A 15,798-nucleotide genomic window follows, 5' to 3' on the forward strand; every position below is an offset into this window, starting at 1 on the left:
CCCGAGCCCGTACCCGCGCGCCGCACCCAGCCCGTACCCGCGCGCCGCACCCAGCCCGTACCCGCGCGCCGCACCCAGCCCGTACCCGTACGCCGCTCGCGGCCCGTGCGCGCGCCGCACCCGGACACCTTTGTCACGAGGCCGGGCACGGCGCCCGACCCCAGCCCGTACCCGGCGCGTCGCACCCGCGCCGCACCCGGACACCTTCACGCGCGGCCCGGCTCGACGCGGCGGCTTCCCCCAGCACGCCCCTGGGGGCAAGAGCGCGCCGGGGTGACTGGGGGAGCCCTCCCGCTTCCTTGTGACCGGGCGCGGGGGCGTACGGCCCGGGAGGGCTCCCGTGGCGAGGTGCCGCACCCGATCTTACCGCTAAGCTGCTTAGTGGTATAGCAGTAAGAGACCCGGGGAGCCCGCCGTCAGATGAACGCCATCAAGGAAGCAGGGCCGTCCGCCCGGCCGGTTCCGGTGTCAGCGCCGGGCGAGATACGCACGCAGCGCGCGGTGCAGCGTACGGTTCACGGCACCGTCCAGCGCGAGGTCCCACTCGCCCAGCGATTCCGCCACCTCGCCGCCGGTGCCGAGCTTCCAGCGCATCAGTCCGAAGGCCCGGTCGGACGGATCCAGGGTGTCGGGCACCCCGCGCATGTCGTACACCCGGGCACCCTGCGCCACGGCGTCCCGCATCATGCGCCACTGCAGGGCGTGGCTCGGCCGCACCTCACGACGGTGGTCGGCGGACGCGCCGGTCTGGTACCAGACCCGGTCCCCGGCCGTGATCATGGTGTGCGCGGCGAGGATCTCCGCCTCGTACCGCGCCACATAGAGCCGCATGCGTCCCGGCTCCTCCTCGTTGAGTACCCGGTACTGGCGCTGGAAGTACTCCAGTCCCCGGCCCAGGGTGAAGCCGTCCCGCAGTTCGGTGAGCTTCAGCAGTTCGTGGAAGTCCGGGAGCAGCCCGGCGTCCGCGACCTCCGCCGACACGCCCGCCCTGCCCGCCTTCTTGATGTTGCGGCGCCACTCCTGGTTGAACCCGGACCACACGTCGTCGAGGCTCCGCCCCGCGAGCGGTACCTCGAAGCCATGGCGCGGCTGGGCGTCGGAGTCGCAGCGCCGCCAGCCCGTCTCGCGCAGCCGCTCGGCGATCGTGGCCCCGAGGGGATCCACCCGGTCGGGCACCGCGTCACCGATCCGGCGGCCCGGTCCGACCACCGCCTTCAGCGTCTTCGCACCCCAGCGGCGCAGGCTCAGCGGCGGCCCCATCCGTACCGCGAACGCCCCGGCGAGCCGCAGATGGCGCAGCAAGGGCGCCAGCCAGGAGTCGAGTTCGGGCGACGCCCAGTCGATCACCGGCCCTTCGGGGATGTACGCGAACGAACGCGGCGACCCCGGAAACCGCCGGTACAGCACCAGCGCGGCACCGATCTGATGCCCGGCGGCGCCGAACCAGCCCAGGCGCTCCGCCTCCCATCCCTGTTTCACCCCGGCCCACGAGCCGTGCTGCAGAAAGCTCACCGTGCCGGGGCCGCCCGAGCGGGAGCGTTCCGCGAGGAAGGCGGCGTGCGGTTCGGGCGACATCGGTACGACGTCGAGCGTTCGCCGGGGGTTCGGGGTCTGTGTCGTCACGGTCACGCGTACGACCTCCTGGAGGCGAAGAGTGACCCTCCGTGCGGAGGGGGCGGGTTCTGTCCGCTCATGGGGGACACGTCCCGGAGGGCGGCCCGGTGACAGAGGACTTCACCGGGGCACGGGCCAGGCCCGAGCACGGCAGGACGCCGGGGCGGGGCGCCGGCGAACGGGCGGGGGAACGTACGCACCGGACCGGCGGGACCACCCGGCCCGAGCCGGCCGCAATGGCCGGGGCCCGGCCCGATTCGGCCGCCACGGCCGGGGAGACCGCCCGGCGCCTGCCGCGCACCCCGGGGCAGGGCACCGCGGAAGGCGTCCCGGCGGCTCGGTCGCAGAAGGGTTCCGGGGGTGCCCGGATGGTCCTCGGCTCGCTCGTCTCGCGCCTCACGGGCTTCGTGCGCGGCGCGGTCGTGGTCGCCGCGCTCGGCACGGGGCTGATCGGCGACGCCTTCAACGTCGCCAACACCGTGCCCAACATCGTCTACATCCTGCTGATCGGCGGAGCCCTCAACTCCGTCTTCGTACCGGAGCTGGTGAAGGCCGCCCGCGGGCACGCCGACGGCGGTGTCGCCTACACCGACAGACTGCTCACCGCATGCGCCCTCGCACTGTTCGCGATCACGGCCGCCGCCGTCCTGGCGGCACCCTGGATCGTCACCGCGTACACCGACTACACCGGCTCCCAGCGCGAACTCGCCCTCGCGCTCACCCGGTTCTGTCTGCCGCAGATCCTCTTCTACGGGGTGTTCACCCTGCTCGGCCAGGTACTGAACGCCCGCGACCGCTTCGGGGCCATGATGTGGACCCCCGTCCTCAACAACGTCGTCGTCATCGCCGTGTTCGGCCTCTATCTGGCTGTCGCCGCCGACACGTCCGACGCCTCGCAGGTCAGCGAGGGGCACATGCTGCTGCTGGGACTCGGGAGCACCGCCGGGATCGCCGTGCAGGCACTGGCGCTGGTCCCGTCGCTGCGCGCGTCCGGATTCCGCTGGCGGCCCCGCTTCGACTGGCGGGGATCGGGCCTCACCCGCCCGATGCGCGCCGCCGGGTGGACGCTCGCGCTCGTCCTCGTCAATCAGATCGCGTACTGGGTCGTGACCCGGCTCGCCACCTCCGCCGGGCTCAACGCGAGCGCCGAGGGAATCACGGCGGGCGTCGGCTACACCGCGTACACCCATGCCTATCAGCTGTGGGTGGTACCGCAGGGAGTGATCACCGTGTCGCTGGTCACCGCGCTCCTCCCGGCGATGAGCCGCGCCGCCGTCGCCGGTGACACCCGCGGCATCGCCGCCGACCTGACCCGCGCACTGCGCGTCTCGGCCGTCGCCGTCGTTCCGGCCGCCGTCGTCTTCGTGGTGCTGGCACCGCAAGTCGTCGGTGTCGCCTATCAGTACGCCCAGGTCGACGAGGCCGACGCGCGGGCGATCGCGCTCGTCCTGGCCGCCTTCGCCCCCGGACTGCCCGCCTTCGCGGCCCAGTACGCGCTGGCCAGAGGCTTCTACGCGCTCTCCGACACCCGCACCCCGTTTCTGCTCACACTGGTCATCGCGGGCCTCAACGCCGTCGGCACGGCCGCCGCGTACCGGTTTCTGCCCGCGCGCCACGCCGTGGCCGGGATGGCGGGCGCGTACGCCGTCGCCTGTCTGGTCGGGGTGCTGTGCACCGCATGGGTACTGCACCGGCGGCTGCGCGCGCTGGACCCCCGGCGCCGGGGCAGGGGTCTGCGCGGCAGACGGGTCCTGATCACCCACGCGGCCCTGGTCGTGGCCAGTCTGCCGGGCGCGGTCATCGCGTACGCGGCGGCCGTGTGGGCCGGCCGGACACTCGGGCCCGGTCCTCTGGGGGATCTGGCCGGGCTCGTGGCCGGAAGCCTCGCGATCGCGGTGTCGGTGCTCGTGCTGTCCGGGCCGCTGCGCATCACCGAAGTCAGTGCCCTCGCCGGCCGGTTGTCCGGGAGATCCGGCCGGTTGCCGAGGAGACCAGGCCGCTTCGGCCGTGGGCCCGGCTCCCGTGGACGGCACCGGCAGACGACGGGCGGGTGAGGCGGATGACCCGGCTGAGCCTGAGTGCGGAACGGAAGGCGAGTGCGGAACGGACGGTGAGCGCGCCCCTGACCGAATGGGCCGCCGCCGACCGGGGGGCCGTACGCGCGGAGTTCGACGCCTGCTACCTGTCCCGCGCGAAACAGTTGATCGCCGCCGTGTACGCGATGACCGGTGAGGTGACCGAGGCCGAGGACGCCGTACAGGAGGCCTTCGCCCGCGCATGGCAGCGCTGGGACCGGCTGACGGCCGGCGGCGAGGACCCGACACCGTGGATCCGTACGGTCGCGATGCGACTCGCCGTCAGCTCCTGGCGCAAATCGCGGAACCGCGCCCGCGCCCATGCCCGGCACGGGCCGCCCCCGGACCTGCCCGGTCTCGGGCCCGATCATGTCGTGCTGGTCGACGCGTTGCGCAGACTCCGTCCCGACCAGCGGCGTGCCGTCGTCCTCCACTATCTGCTGGATCTGCCGATCGCCGTCGTGGCCGAGGAGACGGGCGCGACTCCCGGTGCGGTCAAGACCCGGCTGCGGAGGGCCAGGACCGCGCTCGGCGCACATCTTCGCGACCGGGGGGAGGCGAGCATCCGTGCCTGAGGGGCCTGTTGTGCGGCGCGTCGGATACGGGGACGGCGGACCGCGTCGACCCGGCACCGGCCGCGAGTGGACGACGGCCTGTGACGGAACGGCAATCCGTGCCGTGCGGTGCCGTGTCGTGCCCTGGCGCGGCGCGGTGTGACGCGCGCCCGTGTGCTCCCGCCTCAGCGGGAACTGAGGCGAACTGTTCCAACGTCTACTAAGGTCATTAACAGATTCCGTTCGACGGAGGGCAGCTCATGAAACATGTTCCGGTGCGCCGACGCCGTTCCGGAAGGCCGGTCGGCCTGGGGCCGGCGACCCGCGGTGCCGCGCTGGCCGTGGCGGCGTCGTTCACCCTCGCCGCCTGCACCGGCGCCTCGGGCTCGGAGGGCGGCGGAGGGCGTGGCGACGGCGCTGAGGACGGCGCCAGGCCCGCGCGGATAGCGATCACGCCGGCGTCCGACACCTCGGCCGTACCGGTGGACGGCAAGGTGACGGTCCGCGCCGACGGAGGCAGGCTCACCTCGGTGAAGGTGACGGCGAACGGGCCCGGCGCGCTGAACGGTTCGTACTCCGCCGGCAAAGACTCCTGGACCTCCGCCGCGAAGCCGGCACCCGGAGTGACCTACACGGTGGAGGCGACCGCGGGGACCGGTGGAAGGCAGGTCACCGAACGCAGCACGTTCACGACGGCCGAGCCGCCGAAGGCGCGGACCTTCGTCGGTGAGTACAACGTGGACAAGGGCTCGACCGTCGGCGTGGCGCTGCCCGTGTCGATCGTCTTCAACAAGCCGATCCACGACAAGGCCGCCGTCGAGCGCGGCCTGCGGGTGACCGCGTCTCCCGCCGTACCGGGCGCGTGGAGCTGGATGAAGGACCGCGACGGCAGGGACAGGATCGACTACCGGCCGCGGGAGTACTGGCAGCCGGGCACCAAGGTCTCCCTGAACATGAACCTCGACGGTGTCGACGCCGGCGGCGGTCTGTACGGCACACAGACCCGGAAGATCGACTTCACCATCGGCCGGGCGACCGTCAGCACGGTCGACGTGGTGAAGAAGACGGTCACCGTCTCACGGAACGGCAAGACCCTGCGCACGCTGCCGGTCTCCACGGGCAAGAAGGGCTTCGAGACCTGGAACGGCACCATGGTGGTGCTGGGCAAGGTCCCCACCATCCGGATGAACTCGGCGACCGTCGGCATCTTCGGGCCCGAGGCGTACGACCTCGGCGATGTGAAGTGGGACGTACAGCTGACCCCTTCGGGTACGTACGCCCACGCGGCCCCCTGGAACGAGGGCAAGTTCGGCCGGGTCAACGGCAGTCACGGCTGCATCGGTATGAGTACGGCGGACGCCAAGTGGTTCTACGATCAGGTCCACTACGGTGACCCGGTCACCGTCGTCAACTCCACGGACACCGTCGCCGTGAACAACGGCTACGGCGCGTGGAACGTCGACTGGGCCGCGTGGCAGCGGGGCAGCGCCCTCGGCTGATCCCCCGGCCAGGCCCGTACCCCCCCCTCTCGTCAGGGCGTACGGAAGATCGCGGTGACGGCCGACACGAGTCGCGCCGTCCGGTCGTCATCCGCGGAACCGGAACCGGAACCAGAACTGGCACCGCCGTCGGCACTCGAAGGGGAACCGCCGTCGGCCGCGCCCTCGTGCGGCGACAGGTCGTCCAGCGCGCCGGTCTGATGGAGGGCCAGCAGGCCGACCATGGTCCGGTAGCGGAAGACGACCTCCTCGCGGGGGAGCGCGGGCAGCGCGTCGACGAGCGCCTCCAGATAGCGGCCCTCGACCGGGCCGACCTCGTCCGCGAAGATCCGGCGCACGGCCGGTTCGGGCTCGAACATCACCCGCCCGAGGAAACGGGCCACCTCCGCGTCGTCGCCTTCCTTCCCCCCGCCGGACACCAGGCTCGCGCCGGTCTCGGCGAAGGCGCGCACCAGATCCTCCGCGGCCGGGGTGCCGTTCCGCGACACCAGCTGGTCGAGGAGCCGCTCCCGCTCGGTGTTGACGGGGCCGATGGCCCGGCCGATCACCGCGCGCAGCAGGCCCTCCTTGGAGCCGAAGTGGTAGTTGACGGCGGCGATGTTGGCATCGGCCGCCTCGGTGACCGCGCGCAGCGATGTGGCGGCATGGCCGCGCACGCCGAACAGCCCGATCGCCCCGTCCGCCCGCCGGGTCCCATCGACACCCTCCGGCTCAACATGGGGCGCGCGTCCGCCGGTCCGCGCCCCCGCGCCCCTCCGTGTCGGCCCCCTGCGCACGTCTGCGACCTGCGACGCGACGGGTGACCGGTGATGCGGGTGCTCTTTCCCGGGCACGGAGGGTGTGGGGAGGCGTTCGCGGGGTAACCACTGCGGATCCGCGCGAGTCCCGTCTACAGACACTTGGTCTAGACCGCTGCTACCGTCGGCCGGGGCACACACAGCGATCAGTGGGAGGAAAGCGCCGTGGGCGACAAGAGCACGGGACGGGCGTTCATCGGATCGTTCACCTCGGCCGGGGGGCGGGGGATCATCGCCGCGGCCGTTGACGGCGAAACCGGTGCGCTGACCGAGACCGGAGCGAGTGACGCGGTCGCGGACCCCTCCTATCTCGCCCTCTCCGTGGCCGCCGGCGCCCCCGTCCTCTACGCGGTCTCCGAAACCCCGGAAGGCGCCGTGGCGGCCTTCGACGTCCGGGGCGCCGCGCCCCGGCCACTCGGCGTCCGGGTACCCGTCTGTGGCGCCGGGCCCACCCATCTCGCCGTCTCCGACGGCCATCTGCTGACCGCCAACTACGGCTCCGGAAGCGTCAGCGTGCTCCCCGTCGGCGACGGCGGCAGGCCCGGCGCCGCGAGCGGAGTCCTCCAGCACGAGGGTGCCGGACCCGACCCCGACCGCCAGCGCGGCCCGCACGCGCACCAGGTGGTGCCCGACCCCAGCGGGCGCTGGGTGCTCGGCGTCGACCTCGGCACGGACTCCGTGCGCGTCTGCGCCCTCGACCCCGGGGCCGGCGAGCTGAGGCAGCACGGCGAGACCGCGCTGCGGCCCGGCACCGGCCCGCGCCATCTGGCCTTCCACCCGGCCGGCACCCACGCCTATGTGCTGAACGAGCTGGTGCCGACGCTCACCGTGTGCCGCTGGGACGCGGACGCGGGCGTACTGGAACCGGTCGCCGAGGCACCGGTCCTGCCCGAGGGCGTGGAAGGGCCCGCGTACCCCTCCGAGGTGGTCGTCTCCCACGACGGACGCCATCTGTGGGCGGCCAACCGAGGTCATGACAGCATCGCCGTCCTCGCGCTCGACGAGACGGGTGAGCGGGCGGAACTGGTCACCACCGTGCCCTGCGGCGGCCACTGGCCGCGCGATCTGGCGCTGGATCCGTCCGGCCGCAGGCTCTACGCCGCCAATGAACGCTCGGGGGACGTCACCTGGTTCGACATCGACCCCGAGACAGGTGTGCCGCGGAGGGCGGGCTCCCTGGACGCCCCCGCGGCTTCCTGCGTCGTCTTCGCCTGAGCTCCGGCCCCGCCGCCCCGGCCCCGGCACGTGACCCGGCCGGACCGCTTCACCGGTCCGGCGGGGTCCACCCGGTACGAAACCGGGGGCGCGTGGGCGGGCGGGCCGCGCCTCAGCGGGTGGACGCCTGCGGCTTGATGCCCAGCGTGGTCGTGTACTGCGACAGCACCAGCTTGCCGATCGCCGGATAGGCGCCCAGCGGCTCCGCGGCCGGGCAGCCCGCCTCCTCGACTGCCGCTTCCAGCAGCCCTTCGGGCAGTTCGGGACCGACCAGATAGGGGGCCAGGGCGAGCTGCGACGAGCCGGAGCCGCGCAGCTGCCCCGCGATCGCGGCGACCGAGCCCTCCTTGTCGAGCGCGGCGGCCATCACCGGCACCGCGAGGCGCGCCGCCAGCAGCATGCCCGTGATCCCGGCGGCCTGTACGGCCTCGTCGCCACCGCTCGTCGCCAGGATGATGCCGTCGGCGGCCGTGGCGACGGTGAACAGCCGGGCCCGGTCGGCGCGTGCCAGACCGGCCTCCGAGAGCCGGACGTGGACGGCCTCGGCCAGCAGCGGATGCGGTCCGAGGACATCGGTCAGCTCGACCGCCGAACGGCTGTCCATGACGGCCTGACGGATACGGCGCATCAGCACGTTGTCGGGGCCGGCGAGCAGCGGCACCACCACGGAGGCGGGCCCCTCGGGCTCGGCCACCTCGCGGCCCGCGGCCTTGGCGATCTCGTACCGCTCGGTCCGCAGGGCGGCGGTGCGCGCGAGGACGCTTCCCAGTGCGGGGAACGCGGGGTCCCCCTCGTCGTCGCCGTCGAGATAGCCGATGCCGACATCCAGGCCGGGCAGTTCGGAGCGCGCGATGCTTATGACTTCCTGGGCCAGACCGCGGGTGGCGGCCGTCGGAACGCCGGGTACGGCGAGAACCAGCGCGGGCGCGCCCTCGGGAGCCGCCACGGGCTCCGGGCGGCGGTGGCGGCCGGACTGGCGGGGGCGCGGATTGCGTACGGGCAGGCCGGGTGCGGGCCCGGTGGGGGAGCTCATGGCGCCGCATGCTACTGGTTTTGCCGCCACGGCTGTTCGGGTAGGGGGTGGCCAAGCGTTATCTGTCCGTATTTATCCGATGGGGTCGGCGCGGGTCGTCACCCCTGCTCCGGCGGTACGTGGAGCAGGCCCGACTCCCGCGGCAGCCGCAGCGACCCGGTGGCCAGCGCCGAGGCGATGAGCAGCGCCCCCGAGAGCGGATCACCGGACGCGGGCACCAGCTGTGCGTACGGCAGTTGTACGGCCAGCTCCGCCCGCAGCGGTACGAGCAGCGGGTCCCCCGTCCTGAACAGGCCACCTGTCAGCGCGACGAGGGGCCGGTTGCCCGGCGCCCCCGGCGGGAGGGGTGGGCAGACGGCCGCCGCCGACTCGGCGATGTGCGCCGCCGCGCGGGCGAGGACGTCCGCCGAGACCGGGTCCCCGCCGGCGGCGCAGCGGGCGACTTCCGGCGCGAACGAGGCCAGCACGGCGGGCCGGTCCGGACGCGGATACAGCATCCCCGGCAGCCGCGGAGCCTGGCCGAACACCGCCTCCGCGGCGGCCAGCAGCGCGGCCGAGCCACCGCGCCGGCCGTCGTGGGCACGGAGCGCGGCCTCCAGACCGGCCCGGCCGATCCAGGCGCCGCTGCCGCAGTCGCCCAGCAGATGACCCCAGCCGTCCGCCCGCCGCCAGCCGGACAGATCCGTCCCCAGCGCGATCATGCCGGTGCCCGCGGCCACGACCGCCCCGGGGCGCTGGCCGAGCGCGCCCGCGTAGGCGGTGACGGCGTCCGCGGCGAGCGCGAGACGCCGTACGCCGAGCGACGTGGCCAGCGCCCCGGGGAGTTCGGCCCGCAACCGCCCGCCGAGCGACGCCATCCCCGCCGCGCCGACCGCCACGGCCTCGACGGTCCGCTCCTCGCCGCGGGCGCGGACCGCGCCCGCGGCGAGGTCACGGCCAGCGGCGCGCTCCAGCAGGGTGCGGGCCATCGGGAGCACCTGCTCCAGCAGATGCTGTGCGTCGATGCCCCCGGGGCCGGTGCGCACCGGAACCCGCGACTCCAGGATCTCCGCACCCGTCCGCGCGCGAGACGGACCGGACTCGGCCGCACCGTCGCCGCCCTGGGACGAGCCGGTTCCCCCGGGCGGGCCCGCCGCCCCGGCGCGGTCCGTGCCCCCGGACGGATCCAGTGGCCCGGAGACTTCGGCGAGGGCCACGCGCAGGCCCGAGCCCCCCGAGTCCACGCCCAGGACCAGGCGCCGTGTCCCCGCGGTCACGGCAGCCGCCAGTCGACCGGCTCCGCCCCCTGACGTTCGAGGAGTTCATTGGCCCGGCTGAACGGCCGGGACCCGAAAAAGCCGCGGTCCGCCGACATCGGGGACGGATGCGCCGACTCGATCGCCGGAAGGTCCCCGAGCAGGGGACGCAGATTGCGGGCGTTGCGCCCCCACAGCACCGACACCAGCGGCCGGCCCCGGGCTGCCAGTGCCCGGATGGCCTGCTCGGTCACTTCCTCCCAGCCCTTGCCCTGGTGCGCGTTGGGCTTGCGGGGGGCGGTCGTGAGCGCCCTGTTGAGCAGCAGCACGCCCTGGCGGGTCCAGGGGGTCAGATCCCCGTTGGACGGCCGGGGGTGCCCCAGATCCGTGTGCATCTCCCGGAAGATGTTGTCCAGGCTCCCCGGCACGGGCCGCACCTCGGGGGCGACGGAGAAGCTCAGCCCCACCGCGTGTCCCGGTGTGGGGTAGGGGTCCTGACCGACGATCAGGACCCGCACATCGTCGAACGGCTGCTGGAAGGCACGCAGCACATTCGGTCCGGCCGGCAGATAGGTGCGTCCCGCGGCGATCTCCGCCCGCAGGAAGTCCCCCATCGCGGCGATGCGCCCGGCCACCGGTTCGAGGGCATCGGCCCACCCCGGCTCGACAATTTCCTTCAGAGGTCGTCGCGCTGTCACGGGGCGTCACTCTACTGGTCCAACGGCACCGTCACCGACGCCTCCATTCCCGGGCACCCGCGGGCCCGGCTCAGCCCACGGCCGCGGCCCCGACACAGAGCACGTCCGGCAGATGGGAGGCGAGCGGCCGCCGGCTGTCCCCGTCGTCCGCGCTCGCGTACGGCTCGCCGTCGCGACTGCCGAAGTACACCCCCGCCGGACCGTTGCCGTCCGTGCACAGGGCGTCCCTGAGCACCGTCCCGAAGTGGTCCTCCCGGGGCAGCCCGGCCGACAGGGGCTCCCAGCCCGCGCCCGCGTCGGCCGTGCGGTACGCCCGGCACCGGCGCCCGGCGGGCACCCGGTCGCCGACCGCGGTGATCGGGAAGACGTACGCGGTGTCCGGCCGGTGCGGATGGGCGGCGACGACGGCGAAACCGAAGTCCGAGGGCAGCCCGCCGCCGATGTCCGTCCACCGCGCGCCCGCGTCGTCGCTGCGGTACACACCCCGGTGGTTCCGGAGACAGGGCCGGCCGGGGTCGCCCGCGTCCTGCGCGATCTTGCTGCACGCTCCGCCCGAACTCCGGAGGGGGATCGGGCAGGAGGACCGCGGACACGCCCTCGTTCGACGGAGCCCGGCTCTCCCCGCCGTTGCGCGCGGATACGGGCCGGTGTGCACCCGGCCACCGACGGCGGCCCCTCGGCGGGCGTCGCCGCAGCTCGGACGGGGTGTCCGTCAGTGACCGGCCGCCGTCAGCAGCCCCTCCCAGTCGGGGATCTTCACGGACCGCCGCCCCAGGGACAGCCCGAGCGCCGACTCGGCGGCCTCGATCGCCCGCCATCCCGGCCAGCACACCGGCCGGTGCCCCGCCGCCCGCATCGCCTCCAGCGGATCACCGGCCGGCCGGCGGTCCGCGAGGGCCGGAGCGTCGTCGAGCAGCGAGGCCACCGTCTCCTTGGCGCACGGCCGGTTGGTGCCGATCACCCCGGTCGGACCGCGTTTGATCCATCCCGCCGCATACTCACCGGGCGAGGGCACCCCGTCCCGCAGCACCCGCCCCGCCGCGTGCGGCACCGTCCCCCGCCCCTCGTCGAAGGGCAGCCCGGGCAGCGGCACGCCCCGGTAGCCGACCGCCCGCAGCACCAGCTGCGCCTCGATGTCCTCGTACGCCCCCGTGCCCCGCACCCCGCCCTCGCCATCCGGCACGGTCCGCTCGAACCGTACGGCCCCGACCCGGCCGCCCTCCTCCAGCAGTTCCACCGGGCGCAGGAAGAACCGCAGCCGGATCCGCCGCGGCCGTTCCCGGCGGTCCGCCGCCGGCCGGTCCGCCCAGCTCCGTACGACCTCCAGATTGCGCCGGCCCGCCGCGGGCAGCAGGGCCGCGGCGGTGGGGGAGACATACGCCGGGTCGAGCGTGAGGTCCGAGAGGTCGACGGCCGCCTCCGCCGAGGGCAGGGAGCCCAGTTCCCGCAGCTCCTTGGTGGTGAACTTGGCCTGGGACGGCCCGCGGCGGCCCACCATGTGCACCTCGCGCACCCCGCTCAGCGCCAGCGCGCCCAGCGCGGCCTCCGGGACGTCGGTGGGGCGCAGCTCGTCCGCGGCCCGCGCCAGCACCCGGGCCACGTCGACGGCCACGTTGCCGACGCCGATCACCACGGCCGACCGGGCCGACAGGCCGAACGCGCCGTCCGCCGCGTCGGGGTGCGCGCTGTACCAGGAGACGAAGTCGGTGGCCGAATGACTGCCGGGCAGATCCTCGCCGGGGATGCCGAGCCTGCGGTCCCGGGCCGCGCCGACGCAGTAGACGACGGCGTGGTAGAGCTCCAGCAGCCGTTCGGGTCCCAGTCCGTGCGCACCGACCTCGACGTTGCCGATGAAGTCGACCCGCTCGTGCTCCAGCACGGTCCGCAGACCGTTCTGGAGCGACTTGATCTTCTCGTGGTCGGGCGCGACCCCGTACCGCACGAGTCCGTAGGGGCAGGGAAGCCGGTCCAGGACGTCCACCCGGACATCGGGGACCCGGTTCTGCTGGACGAGGGCCTGAGCGGTGTAGACCCCACTGGGTCCCGAACCGACGACGGCGACGCGAAGCACGGCTGCGCTCCTTCCAGCAGGGGACTCCAGCATCGCACCGGGACACGTGCCTGGGGAGATGCCCCGGCACGCGCGCCGCCGGACGGGCGCGATCCCGGCTCCCTTCCGGACATCCGTGCGGCCGTGTCCGCCCGGCACCGGTGGGGCCGGCGGAAAGCCGAGGCGCGGGCGGCGGGTGCTCCCGCGCAGCCCGGAGCCCGCGCCGGCCCCGGACCCGTACCGGCTTCCTCACCGGTGCCGGCCCGCGACCCGCGCCGGCGCCGGCCCCGGGCCCGAACCGGTCGCGGGCCCGTGACGGCGGCGGTGCCACCCGTTCAGCGGCTCTCCGCCCCGCCGCCACCGCTCCTCGGGCACGCCCGCCGGCAGCCGCCCCTCGCGGAAGCGCACGCGGGACCGCGCATCCCTGCCGGGATCCGGAGGGCCCCGGGGGCCTCGTCACATCTTCCGCATACGCCCGATCTCGCTCGTCTGCTGTGAGATCACATCGTTCGCCATCTCCTGGATCAGGATGTTGTTGCCGTCGGACAGGGCGTCGGTGGCCATGGTGACGGCCCCCTGATGATGAGTGATCATCAGCTTCAGGAAGAGTTCGTCGAACGCCTTGCCCTTCGCCGCGCGCAACTGCTTCAGCTGGGCGTCCGTGGCCATGCCCGGCATCGCCATCGAGCCGTGGTCGTGACCGCCCTTCGCCTTGCCCGCGCCGTTGTTCGCAAGCCAGCCCTCCATGGCGGCGATCTCCGGCCTCTGGGCGGCCGATATCCGCTCCGCGATCCTCTTGACCTGCGTCGACGCGGCCCGGTCCGCCGCCAGGTCGGTCATGGTCAGCGCCTGGCCGTGATGCTTGATCATCATCTGGGCGTACGCGAAGTCGGCGTCGTTCGGGGTGTCCTTCGGCGCGGCCTTGGTGGCCTGCTCAGGCGTCAGAGTCTTGGCCGGCTCACCCGGTTTGCCCGGTGCCACCACGGAAGCGCCTGAATTCGCCTTTTCCGCCTTACTTTTAGAGTCATTGCCGGAATTCGACTCGCACGCGCCCAGGGCGAGCGCGGCGGCGAGGGCCACGGAAGCGGCGATGGATCTGCGTACGCCGGTAGCCAAACGGTTACTCAACAACGGGACCTCCTGGGGCACTTGGGGTGTTTGGGCACCGTACTCGCCAGTTCCCAGTCACATTGATCGAAAACTTTCATGACGTGTATGTAGCCATCTATTGAAATGCGCATGCAAGGGAAGATACTTCCGTGGTGCGTGAACCGTTCGACCAGAACGGATACTAGGGAGGACGCAGTGACCCTGTTGCACACCACCCGAGTCCGGCGCAGACGTCTGGGCGTGGCTGCCGCCGCGGCCGGACTCCTGGCCACTCTGCTGACGGCCGGACCCGCGGCCGCCATCCCCGACCCCGGCGACACCCCCGTCCCGAAGAAGGAGATCTCCTCGGGCCAGGAGGCCCAGGCGCGCGCCGCCATCGAGAGCGGCGCGATACCCGGCGTGGACGAAATCGTCCACAGCGCCAACATCGAGCATCTCGCCAACGTTCCGAAGGACGCCCTCCAGGGCACCAACTCGGACATCGCCTTCCAGGGCAAGTACGCCTACGCGGGCAACTACGACGGCTTCCGGATCTTCGACATCAGCAACCCGAGGTCCCCGAAGACCGTCTCGCAGGTCTTGTGTCCCGGCAGCCAGAACGACATCTCGGTCACCGGGAACCTGCTCTTCCTGTCCACGGACTCCTCCCGCAGCGACAACTCGTGCAACAGCACGTCGCAGTCCGCCGCGGTGAAGGACTCCTGGGAGGGCATGAAGATCTTCGACATCAGCGACAAGCGCAACCCGAAGTACGTCGCAGCCGTCGAGACCGCCTGTGGTTCGCACACCCACACGCTGGTGCCCGACCGCAAGAACGTGTACGTGTACGTGTCGTCGTACTCGCCCCAGGCGGCGTTCCCCGACTGCCAGCCGCCGCACGACGGCATCTCGGTCATCAAGGTGCCGAAGAAGGCTCCGCAGCAGGCCAAGGTCGTGGGCTTCCCCGTCCTGTTCCCCGGTGAGGGACCCGACGGCGGCGGCAACCCCGGCGGACCCACCAACCCGGGCGTCTCCAAGACCACCGGCTGCCACGACATCACGGTGCTCCCCTCGAAGGACCTGGCCGCCGGTGCCTGTATGGGCGACGGCATCCTGTTCTCGATCAAGGACCCGGAGCGGCCGAAGGTCATCGACCGTGTCCAGGACAATGTGAACTTCGCGTTCTGGCACTCGGCCACCTTCAACCAGGGCGCCAACAAGGTCGTCTTCACCGACGAGCTCGGCGGCGGCGGCGCGCCGACCTGCAACGCGCAGATCGGTCCCAACCGCGGTGCCGACGGCATCTACGACATCACCGGCAAGGGCGACAAGCGCAAGCTCGTCTTCCGCAGCTACTTCAAGATTGACCGGCACCAGGCGAGCACCGAGAACTGCGTGGCGCACAACGGCTCGATCATCCCGGTGAAGGGCCGTGACCTCATGGTCCAGGCCTGGTACCAGGGCGGAATCTCGGTGTGGGACTTCACCAACTCGTCCCAGCCCAAGGAGATCGGGTTCTTCGAGCGCGGTCCCATCTCCGCCAGCCAGCTCGTCGGAGGAGGCTCGTGGTCCGCGTACTACTACAACGGCTACATCTACTCCAACGACATGGCCAAGGGTCTTGACGTCCTGAAGATCAACGACAGGCGTACGGACCCGGCGAAGCGGGTGCGGCTGTCCGAGCTGAATGTGCAGACCCAGCCGGACTACTTCGACGACGATGACGACGACGATGACGACGACGATGACGGTCACGACGACGACTGAGCCGTCCGCTCCCTCTGAGCACAGCTGACCCGGCAGTCGGCCGGGGTCAGGGGGTGGGGGGGGGGGGGGGGGGGGGGGGGGGGGGGCGGGGCGGCCCCCCGGGGGGGGCCCCCCCCCGCCCCCGGCGGCCCGGGCCGCGGGCGGGGCCGCGGCGCGGGGGGGGGGCCGCCCC

At 73.0% G+C, this 15,798-nt stretch carries 12 protein-coding genes and 1 pseudogene; 5 read left to right on the top strand and 8 right to left on the bottom strand.

The features are described 5' to 3' along the window. Positions 1-468 precede the first annotated feature (468 nt). A complete protein-coding gene (locus ACFYT4_RS13375; protein ID WP_389267751.1) occupies positions 469-1,575 on the bottom strand; it encodes a lipid II:glycine glycyltransferase FemX in 1,107 nt (368 codons plus the stop codon). Positions 1,576-1,982: 407 nt separating this feature from the next. Between ACFYT4_RS13375 and murJ the strand changes: the two genes are divergently transcribed. The 3 genes from murJ to ACFYT4_RS13390 all read left to right on the top strand — a co-directional run bounded on the left by murJ (position 1,983) and on the right by ACFYT4_RS13390 (position 5,742). After that, positions 1,983-3,668 (top strand): murein biosynthesis integral membrane protein MurJ, encoded by a 1,686-nt coding sequence (gene murJ / locus ACFYT4_RS13380; RefSeq protein ID WP_389267715.1) that lies wholly within the window; start codon positions 1,983-1,985, stop codon positions 3,666-3,668. 56 nt (positions 3,669-3,724) lie between these two features. After that, on the top strand, positions 3,725-4,264 hold the full coding sequence (locus ACFYT4_RS13385) for a sigma factor-like helix-turn-helix DNA-binding protein (RefSeq protein WP_389267716.1): 540 nt from the start codon (positions 3,725-3,727) through the stop codon (positions 4,262-4,264). Positions 4,265-4,503: 239 nt separating this feature from the next. Next, positions 4,504-5,742, top strand: a complete 1,239-nt coding sequence (locus ACFYT4_RS13390; RefSeq protein WP_389267717.1) for an Ig-like domain-containing protein — start codon at positions 4,504-4,506, stop codon at positions 5,740-5,742. A gap of 32 nt (positions 5,743-5,774) precedes the next feature. On the opposite strand, the gene ACFYT4_RS13395 is transcribed toward ACFYT4_RS13390, so the two are convergent. Continuing rightward, positions 5,775-6,680, bottom strand: a complete 906-nt coding sequence (locus ACFYT4_RS13395; RefSeq protein ID WP_389267718.1) for a TetR family transcriptional regulator — start codon at positions 6,678-6,680, stop codon at positions 5,775-5,777. A 24-nt stretch (positions 6,681-6,704) separates the two neighbouring features. On the opposite strand from ACFYT4_RS13395, the gene ACFYT4_RS13400 reads away from it, so the two are divergent. Further along, a complete protein-coding gene (locus tag ACFYT4_RS13400; protein ID WP_389267719.1) occupies positions 6,705-7,754 on the top strand; it encodes a lactonase family protein in 1,050 nt (349 codons plus the stop codon). Positions 7,755-7,866: 112 nt separating this feature from the next. On the opposite strand, the gene ACFYT4_RS13405 is transcribed toward ACFYT4_RS13400, so the two are convergent. The 6 genes and pseudogenes from ACFYT4_RS13405 to ACFYT4_RS13430 all read right to left on the bottom strand — a co-directional run bounded on the left by ACFYT4_RS13405 (position 7,867) and on the right by ACFYT4_RS13430 (position 13,886). Continuing rightward, complete coding sequence (locus ACFYT4_RS13405; RefSeq protein WP_389267720.1) at positions 7,867-8,787, bottom strand: sirohydrochlorin chelatase; 921 nt, start codon at positions 8,785-8,787, stop codon at positions 7,867-7,869. Positions 8,788-8,885: 98 nt separating this feature from the next. Next, the gene (locus ACFYT4_RS13410) at positions 8,886-10,043 is read right to left on the bottom strand and encodes an N-acetylglucosamine kinase (protein WP_389267721.1); all 1,158 of its coding nucleotides are present in this window, start codon (positions 10,041-10,043) and stop codon (positions 8,886-8,888) included. Then, complete coding sequence (locus tag ACFYT4_RS13415; protein ID WP_389267722.1) at positions 10,040-10,720, bottom strand: uracil-DNA glycosylase; 681 nt, start codon at positions 10,718-10,720, stop codon at positions 10,040-10,042. The genes ACFYT4_RS13410 and ACFYT4_RS13415 overlap by 4 nt, the downstream gene beginning before the upstream one ends. Positions 10,721-10,790: 70 nt before the next feature. Further along, positions 10,791-11,349, bottom strand: a pseudogene (locus tag ACFYT4_RS13420) (WD40/YVTN/BNR-like repeat-containing protein); the annotation flags it as partial. A gap of 83 nt (positions 11,350-11,432) precedes the next feature. Further along, positions 11,433-12,791, bottom strand: coding sequence for an FAD-dependent oxidoreductase (locus tag ACFYT4_RS13425; RefSeq protein ID WP_389267723.1), 1,359 nt, complete (start codon positions 12,789-12,791; stop codon positions 11,433-11,435). A 435-nt stretch (positions 12,792-13,226) separates the two neighbouring features. Continuing rightward, positions 13,227-13,886 (bottom strand): DUF305 domain-containing protein, encoded by a 660-nt coding sequence (locus ACFYT4_RS13430; RefSeq protein WP_389267724.1) that lies wholly within the window; start codon positions 13,884-13,886, stop codon positions 13,227-13,229. Positions 13,887-14,075: 189 nt separating this feature from the next. On the opposite strand from ACFYT4_RS13430, the gene ACFYT4_RS13435 reads away from it, so the two are divergent. Next, positions 14,076-15,626, top strand: coding sequence for an LVIVD repeat-containing protein (locus ACFYT4_RS13435; RefSeq protein WP_389267725.1), 1,551 nt, complete (start codon positions 14,076-14,078; stop codon positions 15,624-15,626). The last annotated feature ends 172 nt before the right edge of the window (positions 15,627-15,798 follow it).

The organism is Streptomyces sp. NPDC004609 (assembly GCF_042873655.1).
In the GTDB taxonomy this organism is placed as follows: Bacteria; Actinomycetota; Actinomycetes; order Streptomycetales; family Streptomycetaceae; genus Streptomyces.

What these genes read in the sequence shown, in the direction of transcription:
- ACFYT4_RS13375 (WP_389267751.1), bottom strand. Translation starts at nt 1,575, where the DNA reads ATGTCGCCCGAACCGCACGCCGCCTTCCTCGCGGAACGCTCCCGCTCG.
- murJ (WP_389267715.1), top strand. Translation starts at nt 1,983, where the DNA reads ATGGTCCTCGGCTCGCTCGTCTCGCGCCTCACGGGCTTCGTGCGCGGC.
- ACFYT4_RS13390 (WP_389267717.1), top strand. Translation starts at nt 4,504, where the DNA reads ATGAAACATGTTCCGGTGCGCCGACGCCGTTCCGGAAGGCCGGTCGGC.
- ACFYT4_RS13405 (WP_389267720.1), bottom strand. Translation starts at nt 8,787, where the DNA reads ATGAGCTCCCCCACCGGGCCCGCACCCGGCCTGCCCGTACGCAATCCG.